19 protein-coding genes and 3 tRNA genes are annotated in these 17,709 nt (G+C 31.9%); 14 read left to right on the forward strand and 8 right to left on the reverse strand.

Annotated elements, in window-relative coordinates:
• Positions 1-42: 42 nt before the first annotated feature.
• Positions 43-1,737: a hypothetical protein gene (locus ACWNT5_RS10760; RefSeq protein ID WP_456517315.1), complete on the reverse strand. Its 1,695-nt coding sequence runs from the start codon at positions 1,735-1,737 to the stop codon at positions 43-45.
• A gap of 268 nt (positions 1,738-2,005) precedes the next feature.
• A complete protein-coding gene (locus ACWNT5_RS10765) occupies positions 2,006-3,601 on the reverse strand; it encodes a hypothetical protein (RefSeq protein WP_456517316.1) in 1,596 nt (531 codons plus the stop codon).
• A 285-nt stretch (positions 3,602-3,886) separates the two neighbouring features.
• On the opposite strand from ACWNT5_RS10765, the gene ACWNT5_RS10770 reads away from it, so the two are divergent.
• From ACWNT5_RS10770 to ACWNT5_RS10785, 4 genes are all read left to right on the forward strand, one after another.
• Positions 3,887-3,970: transfer RNA gene (locus ACWNT5_RS10770), tRNA-Ser, on the forward strand.
• Positions 3,971-3,999: 29 nt separating this feature from the next.
• Positions 4,000-4,074: transfer RNA gene (locus ACWNT5_RS10775), tRNA-Pro, on the forward strand.
• A gap of 23 nt (positions 4,075-4,097) precedes the next feature.
• A tRNA-Arg gene (locus ACWNT5_RS10780) sits at positions 4,098-4,171 on the forward strand.
• 238 nt (positions 4,172-4,409) lie between these two features.
• Entirely contained in the window at positions 4,410-4,820 is a 411-nt protein-coding gene (locus ACWNT5_RS10785) for an arsenate reductase family protein (RefSeq protein ID WP_456517317.1), read from the forward strand.
• 223 nt (positions 4,821-5,043) lie between these two features.
• Here ACWNT5_RS10785 and ACWNT5_RS10790 read toward each other — a convergent pair whose 3' ends face one another.
• Positions 5,044-5,262, reverse strand: coding sequence for a hypothetical protein (locus ACWNT5_RS10790; RefSeq protein ID WP_456517318.1), 219 nt, complete (start codon positions 5,260-5,262; stop codon positions 5,044-5,046).
• A 212-nt stretch (positions 5,263-5,474) separates the two neighbouring features.
• Positions 5,475-6,005 (reverse strand): molybdopterin adenylyltransferase, encoded by a 531-nt coding sequence (mog, locus tag ACWNT5_RS10795; protein WP_299600444.1) that lies wholly within the window; start codon positions 6,003-6,005, stop codon positions 5,475-5,477.
• A 165-nt stretch (positions 6,006-6,170) separates the two neighbouring features.
• On the opposite strand from mog, the gene ACWNT5_RS10800 reads away from it, so the two are divergent.
• The 4 genes from ACWNT5_RS10800 (at position 6,171) to ACWNT5_RS10815 (ending at position 9,893) form a co-directional block, all read left to right on the forward strand.
• Positions 6,171-7,397, forward strand: a complete 1,227-nt coding sequence (locus ACWNT5_RS10800) for a GTP-binding protein (protein ID WP_456517319.1) — start codon at positions 6,171-6,173, stop codon at positions 7,395-7,397.
• 182 nt (positions 7,398-7,579) lie between these two features.
• Positions 7,580-8,293, forward strand: a complete 714-nt coding sequence (locus ACWNT5_RS10805; protein ID WP_299600440.1) for a hypothetical protein — start codon at positions 7,580-7,582, stop codon at positions 8,291-8,293.
• 50 nt (positions 8,294-8,343) lie between these two features.
• Positions 8,344-8,841: a hypothetical protein gene (locus tag ACWNT5_RS10810; protein ID WP_456517320.1), complete on the forward strand. Its 498-nt coding sequence runs from the start codon at positions 8,344-8,346 to the stop codon at positions 8,839-8,841.
• Between the two features lie 125 nt (positions 8,842-8,966).
• Positions 8,967-9,893 (forward strand): GTP-binding protein, encoded by a 927-nt coding sequence (locus tag ACWNT5_RS10815; protein WP_456517321.1) that lies wholly within the window; start codon positions 8,967-8,969, stop codon positions 9,891-9,893.
• Between the two features lie 102 nt (positions 9,894-9,995).
• Here the strand turns inward: ACWNT5_RS10815 and ACWNT5_RS10820 are convergent, their stop codons facing one another.
• Positions 9,996-10,505 (reverse strand): hypothetical protein, encoded by a 510-nt coding sequence (locus ACWNT5_RS10820; protein ID WP_456517322.1) that lies wholly within the window; start codon positions 10,503-10,505, stop codon positions 9,996-9,998.
• A gap of 166 nt (positions 10,506-10,671) precedes the next feature.
• On the opposite strand from ACWNT5_RS10820, the gene ACWNT5_RS10825 reads away from it, so the two are divergent.
• Positions 10,672-11,061: a Fur family transcriptional regulator gene (locus ACWNT5_RS10825; protein WP_456517323.1), complete on the forward strand. Its 390-nt coding sequence runs from the start codon at positions 10,672-10,674 to the stop codon at positions 11,059-11,061.
• Positions 11,062-11,130: 69 nt separating this feature from the next.
• On the opposite strand, the gene ACWNT5_RS10830 is transcribed toward ACWNT5_RS10825, so the two are convergent.
• Positions 11,131-12,399, reverse strand: coding sequence for a S8 family serine peptidase (locus ACWNT5_RS10830; RefSeq protein ID WP_456517324.1), 1,269 nt, complete (start codon positions 12,397-12,399; stop codon positions 11,131-11,133).
• A gap of 481 nt (positions 12,400-12,880) precedes the next feature.
• Here ACWNT5_RS10830 and ACWNT5_RS10835 point away from each other — a divergent pair, with 481 nt between their 5' ends.
• From ACWNT5_RS10835 to ACWNT5_RS10855, 5 genes are all read left to right on the forward strand, one after another.
• Positions 12,881-13,120: a hypothetical protein gene (locus ACWNT5_RS10835; RefSeq protein WP_299600427.1), complete on the forward strand. Its 240-nt coding sequence runs from the start codon at positions 12,881-12,883 to the stop codon at positions 13,118-13,120.
• A 251-nt stretch (positions 13,121-13,371) separates the two neighbouring features.
• The gene (locus ACWNT5_RS10840; RefSeq protein ID WP_456517325.1) at positions 13,372-13,683 is read left to right on the forward strand and encodes a cation transporter; all 312 of its coding nucleotides are present in this window, start codon (positions 13,372-13,374) and stop codon (positions 13,681-13,683) included.
• 12 nt (positions 13,684-13,695) lie between these two features.
• Positions 13,696-14,214, forward strand: coding sequence for a DUF6702 family protein (locus ACWNT5_RS10845; RefSeq protein ID WP_456517326.1), 519 nt, complete (start codon positions 13,696-13,698; stop codon positions 14,212-14,214).
• A gap of 42 nt (positions 14,215-14,256) precedes the next feature.
• The gene (locus ACWNT5_RS10850) at positions 14,257-14,841 is read left to right on the forward strand and encodes a HupE/UreJ family protein (RefSeq protein ID WP_299600420.1); all 585 of its coding nucleotides are present in this window, start codon (positions 14,257-14,259) and stop codon (positions 14,839-14,841) included.
• 210 nt (positions 14,842-15,051) lie between these two features.
• Positions 15,052-15,882 carry a hypothetical protein gene (locus ACWNT5_RS10855; RefSeq protein ID WP_456517327.1) on the forward strand — a complete coding sequence of 277 codons (831 nt, stop codon included), beginning with the start codon at positions 15,052-15,054 and terminating at the stop codon, positions 15,880-15,882.
• 87 nt (positions 15,883-15,969) lie between these two features.
• Here the strand turns inward: ACWNT5_RS10855 and ACWNT5_RS10860 are convergent, their stop codons facing one another.
• Together ACWNT5_RS10860 and ACWNT5_RS10865 are read right to left on the reverse strand one after the other, a co-directional pair.
• Positions 15,970-16,884, reverse strand: coding sequence for a bifunctional metallophosphatase/5'-nucleotidase (locus ACWNT5_RS10860; RefSeq protein ID WP_456517328.1), 915 nt, complete (start codon positions 16,882-16,884; stop codon positions 15,970-15,972).
• 9 nt (positions 16,885-16,893) lie between these two features.
• On the reverse strand, positions 16,894-17,619 hold the full coding sequence (locus ACWNT5_RS10865) for a 5'-nucleotidase C-terminal domain-containing protein (RefSeq protein WP_456517329.1): 726 nt from the start codon (positions 17,617-17,619) through the stop codon (positions 16,894-16,896).
• Positions 17,620-17,709: the final 90 nt, after the last annotated feature.

Genomic DNA, 17,709 nt, shown 5'->3' on the forward strand with positions numbered 1-17,709 from the left:
TTGTGCCTCCTTTTTTAATTTTTTAAATAAAATAAGGTTATGCTACTTAGCCTTCACCTTAACCAGAAAGTCCTTACTTCTTCCTTCAAAACCTTCTATTAAAATTTCAGAATCAGACAATGGAAATATTTTATCTGTTTCGAAATGCTCTAACTCTGTCCCGTTGAAATCTCTCGTATTAAAAATTGCTTCTTTTTTCACTTCTCCAGTTTGATCATTAATAATATACGCTGTGAAATACCCTCCTTTTCCGTCTGTATGTTTATAAGGCACTTTATCCTCAGGTAAATTCAAGTTTTTAACATTATCTAAATACAATAAATAATGATTCTCTCCTGCAAACATATGTGTATACGACATAGTTCTTTTTCCTCTTCTACCTACTTGTAATTTTGGTAATTTATGCATCCAAGCCAAAGTACCGTCTACATTAATTTTAGCAGCTAAAATATCTCTGTAATAATGTACATAACTAGTACTAGTTCTACCTGTACTCGTAGTTCTTGTATTCGCTACGATATAACGCTGTTCTCCCAAAATCACGAAACTACCATCATCATTAGCTGCAATAGTATTTATTTTAAGCCCATTAAAAGCTGGAGATTCAGCCTCATCATTTTCTTTTTTCTTATTCTTCTTTTTTTCCTTTTTAGTTGCATACTTGGTTAACATCTCGATAGGAAACTCATAGCTATTAAAATCACTAATAGCTCCTTCGTTATCTAATTTAGCAGTAAATATTCCTGTTGCCTGCCCTCTTCTTTTTCCAAAAAGCAACCCCTTTCCAGAATCGGGGTTTTTAGAAGTTCCCGACAAAACGATATCACCTAGCGCATTTTCATATAACAAAATCTCATCCACCAATTTGTCTCCAATTTCTATTTTACTATTCACAATAGTATTTGTTCCCTTTTTTACTTTGAATATCTCTAAATGATAATTAGCATCTTTCTTTCCCTTTTTACCCCGTTTTTTCTTTTTAGTTTCGTTGGTAGTATCATCTTCATATACTTTTGCTAACATGAAAAAATTACCTTCTTTATCAATCGCAAAATCTTCATTATCCATCTTTTTCTCAGTGTAAGGCATTTCTACAACGTTATTCCAGATCACATTAAGATCTTTATCAAAAACATTGATAGAAATTCTATCATAGCTTTTAGAGTCATCTCTAAATTTTGGTTTTAATCGATACTCTAGTAATAATTGATCTTCGTCATAAGAAGTACGATATTCATATTTATTTAAAGTTTTAGCCTTAGTCGTAAAAAAACCTGAACGAACAAAAGCAAAATCACCAGCAACTTTACCTTCTTGTCTAATAATCTCCTTGAATTCACTTATTTCTAAGGTCTTTAAAGATATAGCCTCATACTCCAATGACTCCACTTTTGCTTTTCTATCCCATTGCGCGTAAAAAAACAGTACGTTATCTCCTAGTCTTAGAATTTTCTCAAAATCTTCTCTTCGCTTTTCTTTAAAGAATTTCTTATGCTCTTTTCGTTCAACCTCTTTTAAGGTATTGGGATCAAACTTCTGAATAATTAAGTGATCCTTATGTCTATTTATACCCACAACATATCCGTCATACTTATAAAAGTTTCTCATCCCACCATCGGTCTCTCCATATTCCTCACCTACTTCTACGGTAAAATTTTCGGATAGTTTAGGATCTTGTGCAATTAAATTAAATGTACTTATCATAAGTACTAATAAAAAAATGTTGATTTTTTTCATACTAATTTTTGTCAATTTGTTTTAAATCAAGAAGAAAGCGTATCGTTATAAACTACAGAAACGTATTCTTGACTTTTTAGAAGTTTTGTGTTTTTATTAAAATTTCTAATGGTAAGTATCAAAACAAAAGCAAATGTTACTATGCTATTGAAAAATTCATGTAAAACACCTATTTCAAATGATTTTATTTTGAAGTTATTTTTAAAAAAAAGAGAGAAATAAATCTATTCCTCCCTCCTGTAATATTCAATAAACTGTTTTCGAAAATCTATTTATCAAGCGAAACTTTTAGCAATAAATTATTCTTTTTACCATCAAACGCTTCAAAAATCATATCTTGATTTGGTAAAACAGCTGCTTTATAAACCTCTAGATTATCCAATCTGGAATTTCTAATATCACTTCCTGTTAAGATAGGTTCTTTAATAACTTCTCCAGTAGCATCATCTATAGTATATGATGTTAGATACAAGAATTCTTTTTTGCCATCAAAATATCTCGTGGGATACTCATCAAAAGATCTTTTAAGATTGGTAAAATCATCGATATGGAACAAATAATGTTTACCTGAATCTTTAAAATTAAGATATGACATACTTCTCTTTCCACGAGCACCAATTTGATATTTTGGTAATCTATGAAACCAAACTACAGTACCATCAGAAGTAATTTTCGAAGCTATCACATCTCTGTAATAATATTTATACGTAGTTCTGGATCCTGAAGAACTAGACGTCGTAAAGGACTCAACATACCGCTGTTCACCTAGTATTACTGCGCTTCCATCTTCATTATAAACAACATCATTCACTTTTAAATTTTCAAAATCCTTTTTATCTTTTTCATCTTGTGTTCCTTCATTAATACGCTCTTCCCTTTTTAATGCATACTGTTCTAAAGTACCAGCTGGAATATCACTTTTGGTAATTGAAGAAACAATTCCTTCATTATTTAAGCTTGCAGAAAATAAACCTGAGGCTTCTATTTTATTATCATTATTTACATAAAAACCCGAAACTCTGACCTTACCTTGCTTATCTAAACCAAGTACAGCATCCATTATCGATTTACCTGGTAGTTCTATCTTACTTTTAATAATATCTTTGGGGTTTTCCTTTATCTTAAAAACCTCTGTTCTATAGGTGTTTTCTAATTTATCTTTTTCTTCTGCGCCAGAATTAAAAATAGAGGCAGTCATATAAAAACTTCCTTCATTATCTATCGCAAAATCTTCATTTTCGATACGTTTACTAGTATAAGGTAATCGAACTTTTCTACTCCAAAGCAACTTTAAATTCGAGTCATAAACGCTAATTCCTATTTTATCCGCTTTATCATTTGCTGTTTTTACTCTAAATAGCACTAATAATTTAGTTCCATCGAAAGACTTTTTAAAAACGAATTTGTTAATTCTTCCTCCTGCATCGAAGCCATATGTACTTTTAAATCCAACATCATTGGTAATATTATCTTTATCACTACCTACTAAAATTGGTTTTTCTGCAATAATCCCTGTTAGTGATATTCGCTGTGCAAATGCTTTATCCTTAACAGTATAAAAGGCAACTGCTTTACCGTTTAAATTCATGACTGTTTGAAAATCTCCTTTATCTTCAATTACCTGTCTTTTTTTGATATCTTCCTTGAGATCTTTCAAAGAAAATCTTTGAATGGTCATATCCTTTCTTCCTTTTTTTATAGCCACCATATGCTCTCCAGAAGCTATATAATAGGAACTTAAACTTTTAATCCTTTTATACTTCTCTCCTATTTTAAAATTAAAATCTTCAGAAAGCACAGGTTTTTGACCGTAGCTAAATCCAGAAATTAGTAGAACAAAAACTAGAAGGGCTTTTATTTTCATTGTAAATTTTCTTTTATCAAAACGCATAGGTTATTGTATTTGGGTCGTGTTTCACAAATATATGATTATAGATTGAAATCACTATTTATATCCTTTGATATCATAAACATCTTAATTTTTCAAAAATTATTCCAAACAAAAAAACTGATTTTCAACTTTTTAAAATTATCCAGAAAATAAAACGAAAATAATGACAAAAAAATGTTGCATTGTAGATTCATAAAAGCTACATTTGCATCCGCATTTGAAATATTAATGTGGAGTTCATAATCAAAATTTGATTTAGGAGAGGTGCCAGAGTGGTAATGGAGCAGATTGCTAATCTGTCAACGCGTAAGTGTTGCCTGGGTTCGAATCCCAGTCTCTCCGCTTTAATTTTGAGTATTATTTTCAAAATTCGGGGTGTAGCGTAGCCCGGTTATCGCGCCGCGTTTGGGACGCGGAGGTCGCAGGTTCGAATCCTGCCACCCCGACAATTTGAAAAACATAATTTACTGGTCGCGTAGCTCAGCTGGATAGAGCATCTGCCTTCTAAGCAGACGGTCACAGGTTCGAATCCTGTCGCGATCACAAGAAGCCTTACTTTTTTAGTAAGGCTTTTTTGTTTAGATTACTTATTTATGTATTTCGTTTATATTCTTTTTAGTAGTTCTAATGATCAATGTTCCAGAAAAAAAGTGTAATTCGTAGATGGTCCATGATTAGTAAAAAATATTCCTTCCAATGTATCAAATGAATTAATATTTATTGGAATAGGATTCAGAAGCCAATTAAATGCATCTTACTTTTGGAAAAAACCAAAATCATCATGGGATTATTTGCAACTGACAAAAAACAAATCACTTTAATTTACAATTCGGAAACATCTATTGGAAAACAAACGTATGCTTATACTATCAACTCCAAAAAAGAGATAAGAAGTATTGATACATCAAAAACAAAAATAACAGGAACACAATGGACAGAAATTGCAGAAAAATTAGATGTCGAAATTCAAGATTTAGTGGATAAAAAACATCCTAACTTTAAAAACCTATATAGCGAAGATATTAGCCTTGAAACTCATGATTGGTTAAAAATACTAGAAGAAAATCCTCAGCTCGTACAACCTTCTATTTTAATTAAAAAAGAAGAATTTTATCTTTTAAAAAATCCAACGGATTATCTAAAACACATGGAATCAGACAGCGCTGGAGTGTCTAGGAATCCAGAAAAATAATCCTATAAAACAAAAGTTTAAAAACACTAATGCCTTACAACTTCCATAGATACATTAAATTTGTAAACACATAAATTTATATTTATGGGAAATAACAACAATGTCATCTCTTGTATCGGAATTCCTGTTAGCGTTAAGGTTTAGCATATAATTAATACGTAAATCAAGTATGATATTACCATAAAATGAGACTATCAATTTTAAAGATAGTCTCATTTTTATTTTATTGACCTTCTTCGCTACAACCAGTCAATCCTACGGCATGAGAAACATTAAATCCACAATAAGATCCTTCCCATTGACACCCTATATTACGATCACATTCATAATGAGGCAAACCACAACAATGAAAAGGTATCAAAGGAGTACCTCCATTTATTGATCTTTGCTCAAGCTTACTTAGATTACTGACATTCTTTAATTCTAAAAGTGATTTTAACATAATAAATTTATTTTAAGAGTAATTAATTTCTGAACATTTAAAGACAATAATCCTGATTGTCTTTAATTCACTATTCAATAAGTACGATTTTAGCATTATTGATTTGGATCATGTTTAAGCTCTGAAATAAATATAATATAAAAGTTGAATTTTCCCCTAATTAAAAAAGAAAATATTCATATGAATTAAGGAGTCATAAATCTTAACCGTTATTACTTTTTAGGTCTAAACACTTTTATGTGATCGTCATTTGTATCCAAAAAAGGATGCCCTATCAATTCTAAACAATAAGGAATTGCAGGAAAGACTGCTTGTACACATTCTCTAATAGATTTAGGCTTGCCAGGAAGATTTACAATTAATGTTTTATTTCTAATTCCAGCTGTTTGTCTGGATAAAATTGCCGTGGGAACATATTGCAAACTTTCTTGTCGCATCAACTCCCCAAAACCTGGCATCATCTTTTTACATACATTTTCTGTAGCTTCTGGCGTAACATCTCTTGGCGCTGGTCCAGTGCCTCCTGTGGTAAATATTAGACAACACTCTTCCTCATCACTGAAAGCAATTAGCTTTTCTTCGATAAGATGTTGTTCATCAGGAATTACTTGATACAACGGAGTCCAATCCGATGAAATATATTCACTCATTACCTTTATAATTTCTTTACCAGAAATATCTTCATAAACTCCCTGACTAGCTCTATCTGATATGGTAAGGATTCCGATTTTTATTTTACTCATGTAAATAATTTTGATTTTTGCAATGTTTTCTCAATACGTTCTAACCTATTTATTCAATTCGATGCAATAATGGGGAGAGAAAACATTAAAAGCAACATAGTTGCATTTATGTTTTTATTACTAACTTTGATCTCACAAGTATATTTAATTTTAGTCTTTATAGTGATGAATATTTCAAAGAAATTACCTGTTACAGTATTAAGTGGGTTTCTAGGAGCTGGAAAAACCACTTTATTAAACCATATTTTACACAACAAAGAAGGTCTTAAAGTTGCGGTTATCGTAAATGATATGAGCGAAGTGAATATTGATGCACAGCTTGTAGAAAATGAAAACACACTATCCAGAACTGAAGAAAAACTTGTAGAAATGTCCAACGGTTGTATCTGTTGTACATTAAGAGAAGATTTGATGATTGAGGTTGAAAAACTGGCTAAAGAGGATAGGTTTGACTACTTAATTATCGAGAGTACAGGAATATCTGAACCGATACCAGTGGCACAAACTTTCAGTTTTGCTAGTGAGGATGGACAATTGGATTTAAGCCGATTTAGTTATGTTGATACTATGGTTACAGTGGTAGATGCTTTTAATTTTCTAAAAGACTTTTCTAGCCCTCAGTACTTAACAGATAGAGACCTTACTAATATAGAGGGAGATGATAGAACTATTGTGAATCTTCTTACGGATCAGGTAGAATTTGCAAATGTAATTTTATTAAACAAAGTTGATTTGGTTACCGAATCCGAATTAAGAAATTTATATGACATCATTCATAAATTAAACCCTAAGGCTCGAATTATTCCGACTCAAAATTCAGAAATATCCTTATCCGAAGTAATTGGTACTGGTTTGTTTGATTTCGATGAAGCAGAAGCATCTGCAGGATGGATACAAGAACTAGAAAACGAACATATTCCTGAAACAGAAGAGTACGGAATAGGTTCTTTTGTATATCGAAGTCGTAAACCTTTTCATCCAGAGCGATTTTTAGATTTTGCAACGGAACACTTCCCTTCTAATATAATTCGTAGTAAAGGATTGTTCTGGCTCGCTTCTAGACCTAATCAAGCACTTATTTGGGGTTCGGCCGGAGGATCCTTAAAAACAGATCCTGCAGGAGTTTGGTGGGCTTCTATGCCGTTTACTGATCGCATTGGTTACGCTGCTTTTGTAAATAACCAAGAAATGATTGAATCTGAATGGGATACAGTTTTTGGGGATCGCAAAACTGAACTTGTTTTTATTGGTCAAAACCTAGATGTTACAGGTACAACCGAACTATTAGATTCTTGTTTGCTTACGGAAGAAGAAATTATCGAATGGAAAAACAATCAGTTTTTAGCAAAAGACAATTGGCCAATCCCTACCTACCAAGAACCAACATTATAAAATCCTAAATGGCAATAGACATTATTAAAAGTCTTGACACCTTTAAAATACAACGCTAATATTTTATGATTTCTTTATATAATTTGTTAATGCAATATAATTGCGTTAACAAATTATCTTTTATATTTACGAGTAATTAAAACATTATCACTCTTAGATATTATCATCATAAAATCATCATTATGTTACAAAGAAAATTTGACCAAGTTGTAAAGCAGCATTATCCTAATGCTAAGGATGCAAAAGACACTTCTATACATTATTTAGGAAAAATGCAAAATGAACATAAACTTGATATTTCAAAAGTCTTAATGGCTACATCCGTTTGCTCAGACGATATCAATATTCCTTCTACAACATTTTTTAATGTTTTGTTTGGTCCCTTTATCATGGGAGGACTTGGAGGAATCCCATTTGTAGGTCAGACAGGTATGACCGCTTTTGCTCACCATATTCCTGATGAAGGAAGTGCCTTTATATTTTATGGACCACATATCGGAGTAACCTTAGATGGTGATTTAGGAAAAATGTACCGTCCTAGACAAGAAGAAACAGGAAATTCTTGTGGAGCCCTAATGTTAGCACTTAGTCGACTTCAAGATTCGAACTATCAACCCGTATTGAATGAAAATGATTACCAGCAAATGAAGCTGGAAGAGAGCTTATTACCTTACAGAAAAGACATTATTAATAGCGATAATCCACAGAAAGCTATAACGGAAGCAACCTATGAAATTATTCATAAAAAAATTCATGAGTATGTAAAAACATGTAAGGACGAATTTCCTGTGGATAAAGTTGCTCTTTTAGGAGGAATCATCATCAATACGGATTATGGCTTAGATGATTATTTTGATGCTAAAAACTTTGAAATAATAGACCTTAAAAGTTTATAATATTATTTCTTCGACACAAGTTTTTAATTAATAAAACTATTTACACTATAGTGAAAAAACACCTATATTTTCTTTGTCCTACCGACTATTTAGAGTCAATTATCAATGCTACTTTTCATGAAGAGAACTATTATTATAACTCTTTGGGAAACTCTATAACATTTGATTCAGAAATGGTAGGACAAATAAATAGGTTGATACAAAAGAATGACATTAGAGAAATCACCTTCGCATTATCTGACAACAATTGTATTGTTAAAGACGCTATAAAAAATCGTCATTTCATCGATATCAAAGGTTTAAATGATTTTTATGAGCAAATTCATAAGCAGAAGCAACATTCAGATATGCTTTGGCAAACTGATCATCCTTATTTTTCAGTTTTCTCATACCATTTGAATAAAAAAATTAATGAGTTACAACTTGCACTGAACACTATATATAAGATTCCTATAAAAATAACCGGTAAGATTTATATTAAAAAGAAAGGTGTTTTTAAAAACATCTTTTCCGATTTAGTCTGTGTAGACAAACATTGTCTAAACTAATCTCAGAAATTCCTTTAAAAACTAATCTCAGCGGAAATTATAAGTAGAAGTATTCGTCTAATACAATAAAAAGATAGTATCTTAAACTACTGCTTAAAAACAATACCCTTTAAATTAATATCATAGTGGTTAACAATAAAGAAGCCATCATAACGGTTGTAGGTTTTTTAGGAGCTGGAAAAACTACATTACTAAAACACTTATTGACTAGTTTTATCAGTAAAAATTGGGATCCATTTGTCATTCTCAATGACTATGAAAATGCCTATTTAGATGCTCAACAATTTTCTGAACAAATTGAATTAAATAGTATTAAACCATTAAGTGGAAGTTGTATTTGTTGCAGCGGTATTGTAGAACTAAGAAATGTAATTAATAGAATTCCAGCCCGAAAAAACGGAATCACTCTAATTGAAGCTAATGGAACATCAGATGCATGTACATTGATGGAATTTCTAGGTGTTGGACTGAATGAACGGTTTTTACCACCGATCCAAATATCTGTGGTGGATGTTAAAAACTGGCAACATAGAGGTGAACACAATGAATTAGAAACAAATCAAATACAGGTTTCTTCTTTAATTGTACTAACGCATATACATACTATTTCTTCAGATAGAAAAACTACGGTAGTTGAAGAATTAAAGATATTGAATCCGTTTGCGAAAATCACAACGATAGAGAATTTAAATGTTTTATCACTTCCCGAATTAGTCCCTACCAACAATAGAGCACAGCAATTTAATCATCAAAAAGCTCATTGGGCTTCTAGTTCTGTGGATTTGCCCAATCTTCCTGAAATTGATTGTATTTACAAGATTTGTGAGGCAATACCTAAAAGTATTCTGCGAATAAAAGGATGTACTAAAATAAAGAATGATAAAAACTACACCTACTTCGAAAGAAAACCCGACGGAGACGTTTATATACGACCTTTTAATGGAATACCTATAACAGGTGCTAAACTTCTTACCATTGGTCCAGGAAGTAATCCTTCTACTTTAACTGAAGCAATTGAAAACAGCATTCAAAATATAAACCATTTACTATAATTGAATTAATCTGACACCAATTGCAATTGGTATCAACATAAAAAAATCGAGCTAAAATTACTTTAACTCGATTTATAATTGATCATTTATACTAATAAATTCTTATTCTTTATCAGCTTCGCCTTCTTTCTCTTTTTCCTGATCTTCTTTGATCATTTTCTCATCCTCTTCCTTAATCCGTTTATGCTCAGAAGCTAATTTTTGGTGCTCTTTTTCCATCGTCTCATGTTCTGCACTCATAGACTCATGCTCTTTTGTCATCTGCTCTAATGTAATTTCTCCAGAAACATGTTTAGCTTCAAGCTCCGCATGTTTTTCTATTAATGCTTTGTGTGCAGCGATTAACTCACCATGTTTTGCTAAAACATCAGTGTGTTTTTTTTCGGTAATCACATGGATCGAATCGTTCTCTAATGTTTTATGCGCATTCACCATTTGTTGATGATCATCCTTCATAGCATTGTGCTCTTGAGCCATTGTCTCATGAGAAGTTTCCATGGTTTTGTGTTTCTCTACCATCGCTTTGTGCTCTGGAGATTCTGCTGGGTTTTGCTTGCAAGAAACAAACAAAATCGCAGCTACTAATACTGTTAATTTACTAAGTGTTTTCATAATATGTAGTTAAGTTTTGCGAAGTTAAATAAAAAATTCCCTCTTTATATAAGATAGATTTTTTTTAATATTGATGAAAGTTCTTTATGTATACTTCCTAAAATAATTGTTCTCTGATCAAAAATTACTATTTTAACCGTATAAACGGGAATCTGAACATTATATTATGGAAATAAAAAAAACTAGGAATACAGAGAAACAAAACCTGGTTAAAGAAATTTTATCTAAATCTGAGCATACATTATCTGCAGATGACATTATGCTTGCCATGCCTATAAAAGTCAATAAAACTACGATATATAGGATTTTGGATCGTTTTGCAGAAAAGGGAGAAGTTCATTTCATCACCGGTAAAAATGGAAAAGCTTATTACGCTTTGTGTGGTAATAGCTGTGGAACGTCTCACAAAATTCATAATCATATTCATTTCGAATGTCAAGTATGTAACGAGGTTACGTGTCAACCTAATACACTTCATATCCCTGCCTTAGAAGGGTTTACTATACAAGAAACTCAGTTTTTAGTGATTGGCATTTGTAATAAATGCAAAAAATGAAACCATCAGCTCTCCAGCTAATGGTTTCGTAACTACACATCCCAACGATAAAATAAAATGATATTCTTTTTATCTTACAGCGATAGGATAGTTTTCTCCTCGGCTACTTACTGTACCGGATGTTCTTGGTCCGTTATTTCTAGCATGCATGATTCCTGCTACGTGAGGTGAAGCCATTGATGTTCCACTTAAAGTTGCATACCCTCCATTTAGATATGTACTTCTCACACTACTACCTGTAGCGATAACATCTACTGGATTCATATTATAATTAGAAAAAGATGAAAAACCTCTGTTACAAGTCATCGAAGCTACTGTATAAATATTATTTCCATTTACACAAGCAGGCTGATAATTTGCAGAGTTCGCACTACTGTTTCCTGCAGCGATTGCTATTCTTGTTCCTCCGTTAGCTAATGCCGTTAAAGCACTTCTATAAGAAGAATTATTAGCACATCCTGATCCGAAGAAACCTCCTAGACTTAAATTAGCTACATCACCTGGTAAATCGTACTGACCTACATGGTTAATACCTGATAAGATTGTAGATGTACTAGTTCCACCACTACATCCAAAAACTCTTACCGGTACTACTGGTGCACCTGCAGAAACTCCTACAACACCAATTCCGTTATTGATTGCTCCCGCAGTTCCCGCAACATGCGTTCCGTGACCGTTACAATCGTTTGCAGAACCTCCCACAAAAGATCTTGCGTAGGTAGTATTGGTTACTACATTAAGATCTGGGTGATCTAAATCAATACCTGTATCGATTACCCAAATCCATTCGTCTCTATTAGCGCCATTACCAGCTCCACCTGCACGTGTAATTCCACAAGGTGTCTGCTGTGCCATTCTTTGAGACTGCTCTCCAGAGATTACTTCTTCTATTTCGAATTTTGGTAACTCCACTACTCTATCATATTCTATAGAAGCAATATTGTCATCTTTAGCTATTTTTTCGAATTCGCTATCGTCAAGATTAATTGCTACTCCAGAAATTTTCGTAGTGTAATAGCTTAATACTTTGGACTGATCTACATTGTATTCAGATAAAATTGTATTCATTTTTTTAATAGAAACCTCCGAGATATCGCGAACGGCACTTGCCTTGTCCTCTCTACTCGTAAAAGATCTTTTTTCTAAAACCTTTGATGCTGGTTCTACCTTAGAATCCTTGAACGTAATAATAAATTGTCCTGGAATAATTTTACCTTCTGTACTCGTTGGTTGTACAATTGTTTCCACCGTTCCGTCCGAAAAATTTTCGTTTTGACAAGAGGTGATCATCAATGCTGAGAGCATAGCGCCCGCAGCTAGTTTACTAAAAGTTTTCATATGAGTTAAATTTGTGTTAGTGCCCAAAATTAAAAATTCAAATGAAAAAATCACTGTGGTAAAACCGCAGGGCAACGTATTAACAAATCCATTTTTAGGATAAAAACAACCAAATAAAAAACACTAATGCAATGATATTGCATTAGTGTTTTTAGCTATTGAGAAGATTTTTATTTATAACAAAATATTCCAAATTTTAGTTTAAATGAAAATAAACCAACAAAAACATTTAACTTTTATTTAACTTAATTTAACTATAAAAAAATCTTTTTAACATCTAATCAGCTCAATAAATGTTTAATCTACAAGAAAATAGATCAAACAAAATGATCTAAAATTCTCTTTCTAGACAAAATCAGAGCGTTAAATTTGCTCGATACATTTTAAGATTCTCTAGAATTCTTATATTTACCTGATGAGAAGTCTTTCTTTAAAAAATATCATTTCTCTATTTTTTCTTTTCAGTTTTCTCTTAATAAGAGTGGCTGACTTGCATGCGTTTTCTCATTTCTCCGATGATATTGGAGTAGAATGTGAATTATGTGAGATAATCATTACTCATCATCAGTTTACTCCTTTTTCTAATCATGATGTAGAAAATTATGAGTACAAACCTTTTATTATCTCTTATAAAGAAACCACTAACTTTAACTATACTACACTTAACAATTGCATTACGCTACCTAAAACGGTATACAACAAACCTCCTCCTAGTTGTTAAGTTTATACGAAGTTTTTATTTTTTCATGTTATTTTTTGTAATCTTTCTGCACATATAAGATGTTTTCAGAAAGATCGCAAGTAGTTTATTTATATGATAAACCGTTGTGTTTGCATACATCTAGTCATTAAAAGCTTCGCTTAAAGAAACAATTGATATAGTCTAAGTCCTATTTTTCCTACTAAATAGGCTCTAGACTCTATCATTGAAAATTTCTCATATTACTTTTCAAACTTATTTTAACATTAGCTATGAAAAACCTGTTTTTTATACTATTTGCTGTACTATTTACGTCTTGTGGTTCCAACGAAGAAGAAGAAAAAAGAGTTTTACAAATAAAAGAAGGAGATAATACTTTAGTTGTAAATATTCCCAAGGCTGCATGTAAAAAGTGCCAAAAAATATTAGAAGAAGGAATTTTTAAAGAATCTGGAGTTCAACAATCTATTTTGAATCTCCATACGAAAAATCTTTCTGTGGTTTATACTCCGGAAAAAACTTCACCACGAATTTTAGAAACAACTATAGAAAGACTTGCACACAAATCCCTTGTAAATAATTAAATTATTGTAAACATGAAATTTTTTAAAATCATACTTCTTGGAGGTATACTCCTTATATCAACGTCATTTAATAGCACACATCCCATAAAATTGACCTCTTCGTTAATTCAAAGCTTTCCAAAAGATAACCTATTGCGAGTAGAATGTAGAGTCTTTATTGATGACTTTACTTTTAGCATGAATGATACGTATACAAAGAACTTTAATGCTAGCAATTTATCAAAAGACGATATAAAGGCTATTGAAAAATACTTTCAGCGCTATTATAGGATTATTATTAATAATGAAGTCTACCCGCTGATCTATACTTCTTCCGAAGTCTTCGAAAAGCACAACGTACTCTCTATAAAGTTTGCTAAAAAAATTCCTACAATTACAGAAGGAGATCAAATCTGTATAGAAAACACCTTGTTTTTTGAAGATTTTGACTTTTTACAGTCCAATAGGATGACTGTGAGAATTCCCCCTTTTATCTCCGAAGATTATTTTGAGGTTACCACATTAGACAAACCAATAACTCTAAACCTATAACCATACAAAACATAAACTAAACTTTTAATACGTAAATTTTAAATGGATAATTTCGGTTCTTTTTTTATTAATGGATGGGAGCATATTGTAGATATTAATGCCTATGACCATTTGCTATTTGTAATGACATTGTGTGCTGCTTTCAAACTAGAACAATGGAAACAAATATTAGTAATCATAACAGCCTTTACTATTGGACATAGTGGAACTCTTATTCTTAGTGCTTTGGATGTGATACCCGCTAATTCCAAACTCATAGACACTTTAATTCCTTTTACCATTATGATTACTGCCATCGCTAATATTGTAAACTATGGTAAAGAAGGTAAATTCTCGGATACCAAAATAAAATACACCATTGCGTTGGTTTTCGGTTTAATCCACGGATTAGCTTTTGCTAGTAATTTTAAATTCATGTTATTTACGGATAGTATTGTTATGCCTTTATTTGCTTTTAATATTGGAATAGAGGTTGGACAACTATTCATTGTACTTTTATTTACGATTGCTTTGTGGGTATATACGAAATTCATCAAAGGAGAACATCTTAAATGGAATCTATTTGTATCAGGAGCAGGTTTTGGAATAGCAACTACTATTTTCCTAAATGCTATTAATGGAGCTTAGTTTACCTTATATTTCTTTATCTGTTTTTAAGTCATAAATAAAATCTAATAAAACATCAAGATATACAATGGAAATACTAGGATAATTTGTATTTTTTGAGCTAAAATTATAGAAGAAAGAATTCAATAATTTTAAGTCAAGAATTAACTAATCCAATTATAGTTGGTACTTTCATTAATTACAAATTTATAACCCTTGAAAACCAAACAAATGAAATTTCACACAAAACACTTATTAGCTAAAATGCTTCTAATAGCAGTTACTTTTACAGCCTGTAAACAGGAGAAAAAAGCATCAGAAACAGAAACAACGACGGACCAAGTAGAAACTGAGGTTAAAGAAGAAGTAGCAAAACCAGAAATCATATTAGACAAACTAGAAGGTTCTCCTGCATATGCTGATGCAACACTTATATTGGATACGCCGGAAGAAATAGTTGCTAAAGCATCCGGCGAGATGGACTTTTCGTTTAAAGTAGAAAACTATGAATTAGGAGCACAAACTACAGGTCCAAATCCAGAAAAATTAGCAAACTCAGGAAAAGGACAGCACATTCATTTTATCCTGAATAACCAGCCTTACTCTGCTCATTACGAACCTACTTTTAAAAAAGAAATTCCTGATGGAGTACATCATTTAGTTGCTTTTTTAAGCCGTTCATTTCATGAGTCTGTAAAGAATGAAAACTCTGTAGTAGTTCGCAAAGTAGTAGTTGGAGAGAATCCAAAAGATACTATAGGTCTTGATATGAAAGCTCCAACACTTATTTATAGCAGACCCAAAGGTGAATATTCTGGAAAAGGAACTGAACAGGTTTTATTAGACTTTTTTGTTCTGAATACTGAATTATCTCCAGAGGGGAATAAGGTACGTGCAACCATCAACGATAAAGTATACATGCTTACAGAATGGACTCCTTATGTAATGAAAGGATTACCTAAAGGAGAAGTAACTATCCAATTAGAACTTATAGATGCAGAAGGAAATTTAATTCCTGGACCATTTAATAATGTAAAGCGTACAGTTATGCTTAAAGAATAAAACTAATCCCGAAAGGCTTTAAAATAAAAGTCCAGTACAAATTTGTACTGGACTTTTATTTTAACCATTCTTATTACTAATTACCTGTTATACAGAAATCGTACTTGCTTTAGAAATTTTACTTTTTTGGTGATCAAAATAAAAATCAATTCTACCTAAATATAATCCAAAGCAACCTACCTGATTTACCATCACCTCTTTCTCTTTTCGGTTTTGTACTATCGTTGGCTCTTTAAGAAAAGTATGTGTATGTCCTCCGATAATAAGATCTATATCTTCTGTCGCTTTGGCTAGACTTATATCCCCTACTTTATTCGGTTCTTTCTTATAATCATACCCCAAATGAGACAAGCATATTACCAAATCACATTTTTCTTCATTCTTTAGTTTTGAGGTCATATCCTGAGCAATCTCAATCGGATCCAAATATTTCGTTTCCTTATATAAATCTTTCATCACCAATCCTTCTAAAGCAATACCAAGTCCAAATATTCCGATCTTAATACCATCTTTTATGATAATTTCGTAAGGCTTTACAAAAGTATCCATTACCGTATTGGAAAAATCATAGTTCGCAGAAACGAATTTGAATCCCGCATAAGGCAATTGTGCATGCAAACCTTCGATACCATTATCAAAATCATGATTCCCAATAGTAGCAACATCATATTTAAGCATACTCATTAGCTTAAACTCTAATTCTCCTCCATAAAAATTAAAATAGGGTGTTCCTTGAAATATGTCTCCTGCATCTAACAATAAGGTATTTGGATTTTCTTTTCGAACATTTTCTATAATTGTAGCTCTCCTTGCAACACCTCCTTTATTTGCATTTCGCCCATCTTCTGGACCAAATGGATCTATATGACTATGTAGATCATTGGTATGTAAGATGGTAATCTTTTTAGTGTAATTCCCTGTAAAAGATGACAAACCTGAACCTCCTAATACTACCGCTCCTGCTGTTACTGCTGTTTGTTTTACAAATTCTCTACGCTTCATTCCTGTACCTTATTTGTTAATTTGTATGAACCTATCATCCCTTACTGGATTAATTGTGTCTACTTTTTTGAAATAGTCAATCATCGCATTTCGAATTTTATAATTCAGTATGTGTGAATTAGTTGATTCCTTAAAAAAAGACATATTACTACCTCCGTTATATAGATAATCATTTGTTGCCACGAAATAAGAGGTTTCATCATCAATCTCTTTATCATTAATTAATGCATTCACAACTTCAAAATTATGATCCAAAGTAAGTTTTAATCCAGAAATTGGATGTGCTCTTTTAGACTCCTGTAAATACGCAATCAACTTTTTAATTAAAGCTCCTTTCATTTCGGCTACGATTATGCTATTCTCAAAAGGCATTACTTGATATGCTGTTCTTGCACTTATATTTCCTTTGGAAATAGGAGCTCGTATTCCTCCATAATTTAGAAGTACCATATCTATTTTGTTACCTGTTCTAGAAATAAAAACTGGATTTGCTTGTTCTAATACTATATCTGCCATTAAATTACCAATGGCAGTATTCAAATCTCCATCACCTTTGGAATATGTTTGTGGAGCGTAAGCCAAAGCACTATCTAACATTTTATTCACATGAGTTCTATAGGGCTTAATAAAAGCATCAACTTCAGGGTTGCTAACAATAGTGTCGTTAATTTCAATTCTTTTACCTTCTATGCTGGTGAGGTAATTATTCTTCTTACATGAAGAAAAAATTATCAAGAAAACTATTATAAAATAGCTTTTTAAAAGTATCTGTTTCATCGGATAATGAATCGTATATTTTCTTTATTAATTTGAAATCAAACTTAA

The organism is Aquimarina sp. 433, from assembly GCF_054054605.1.

Bases quoted from the DNA above. Each gene is read 5' to 3' on its own strand.
- ACWNT5_RS10805 (WP_299600440.1), top strand. From the start codon at position 7,580: ATGTTACAAAGAAAATTTGACCAAGTTGTAAAGCAGCATTATCCTAAT.
- ACWNT5_RS10830 (WP_456517324.1), bottom strand. From the start codon at position 12,399: ATGAAAACTTTTAGTAAACTAGCTGCGGGCGCTATGCTCTCAGCATTG.
- ACWNT5_RS10825 (WP_456517323.1), top strand. From the start codon at position 10,672: ATGGAAATAAAAAAAACTAGGAATACAGAGAAACAAAACCTGGTTAAA.
- mog (WP_299600444.1), bottom strand. From the start codon at position 6,005: ATGAGTAAAATAAAAATCGGAATCCTTACCATATCAGATAGAGCTAGT.
- ACWNT5_RS10860 (WP_456517328.1), bottom strand. From the start codon at position 16,884: ATGAAGCGTAGAGAATTTGTAAAACAAACAGCAGTAACAGCAGGAGCG.
- ACWNT5_RS10820 (WP_456517322.1), bottom strand. From the start codon at position 10,505: ATGAAAACACTTAGTAAATTAACAGTATTAGTAGCTGCGATTTTGTTT.
- ACWNT5_RS10790 (WP_456517318.1), bottom strand. From the start codon at position 5,262: ATGTTAAAATCACTTTTAGAATTAAAGAATGTCAGTAATCTAAGTAAG.
- ACWNT5_RS10850 (WP_299600420.1), top strand. From the start codon at position 14,257: ATGGATAATTTCGGTTCTTTTTTTATTAATGGATGGGAGCATATTGTA.
- ACWNT5_RS10840 (WP_456517325.1), top strand. From the start codon at position 13,372: ATGAAAAACCTGTTTTTTATACTATTTGCTGTACTATTTACGTCTTGT.
- ACWNT5_RS10845 (WP_456517326.1), top strand. From the start codon at position 13,696: ATGAAATTTTTTAAAATCATACTTCTTGGAGGTATACTCCTTATATCA.
- ACWNT5_RS10855 (WP_456517327.1), top strand. From the start codon at position 15,052: ATGAAATTTCACACAAAACACTTATTAGCTAAAATGCTTCTAATAGCA.
- ACWNT5_RS10760 (WP_456517315.1), bottom strand. From the start codon at position 1,737: ATGAAAAAAATCAACATTTTTTTATTAGTACTTATGATAAGTACATTT.
- ACWNT5_RS10765 (WP_456517316.1), bottom strand. From the start codon at position 3,601: ATGAAAATAAAAGCCCTTCTAGTTTTTGTTCTACTAATTTCTGGATTT.
- ACWNT5_RS10800 (WP_456517319.1), top strand. From the start codon at position 6,171: ATGAATATTTCAAAGAAATTACCTGTTACAGTATTAAGTGGGTTTCTA.
- ACWNT5_RS10785 (WP_456517317.1), top strand. From the start codon at position 4,410: ATGGGATTATTTGCAACTGACAAAAAACAAATCACTTTAATTTACAAT.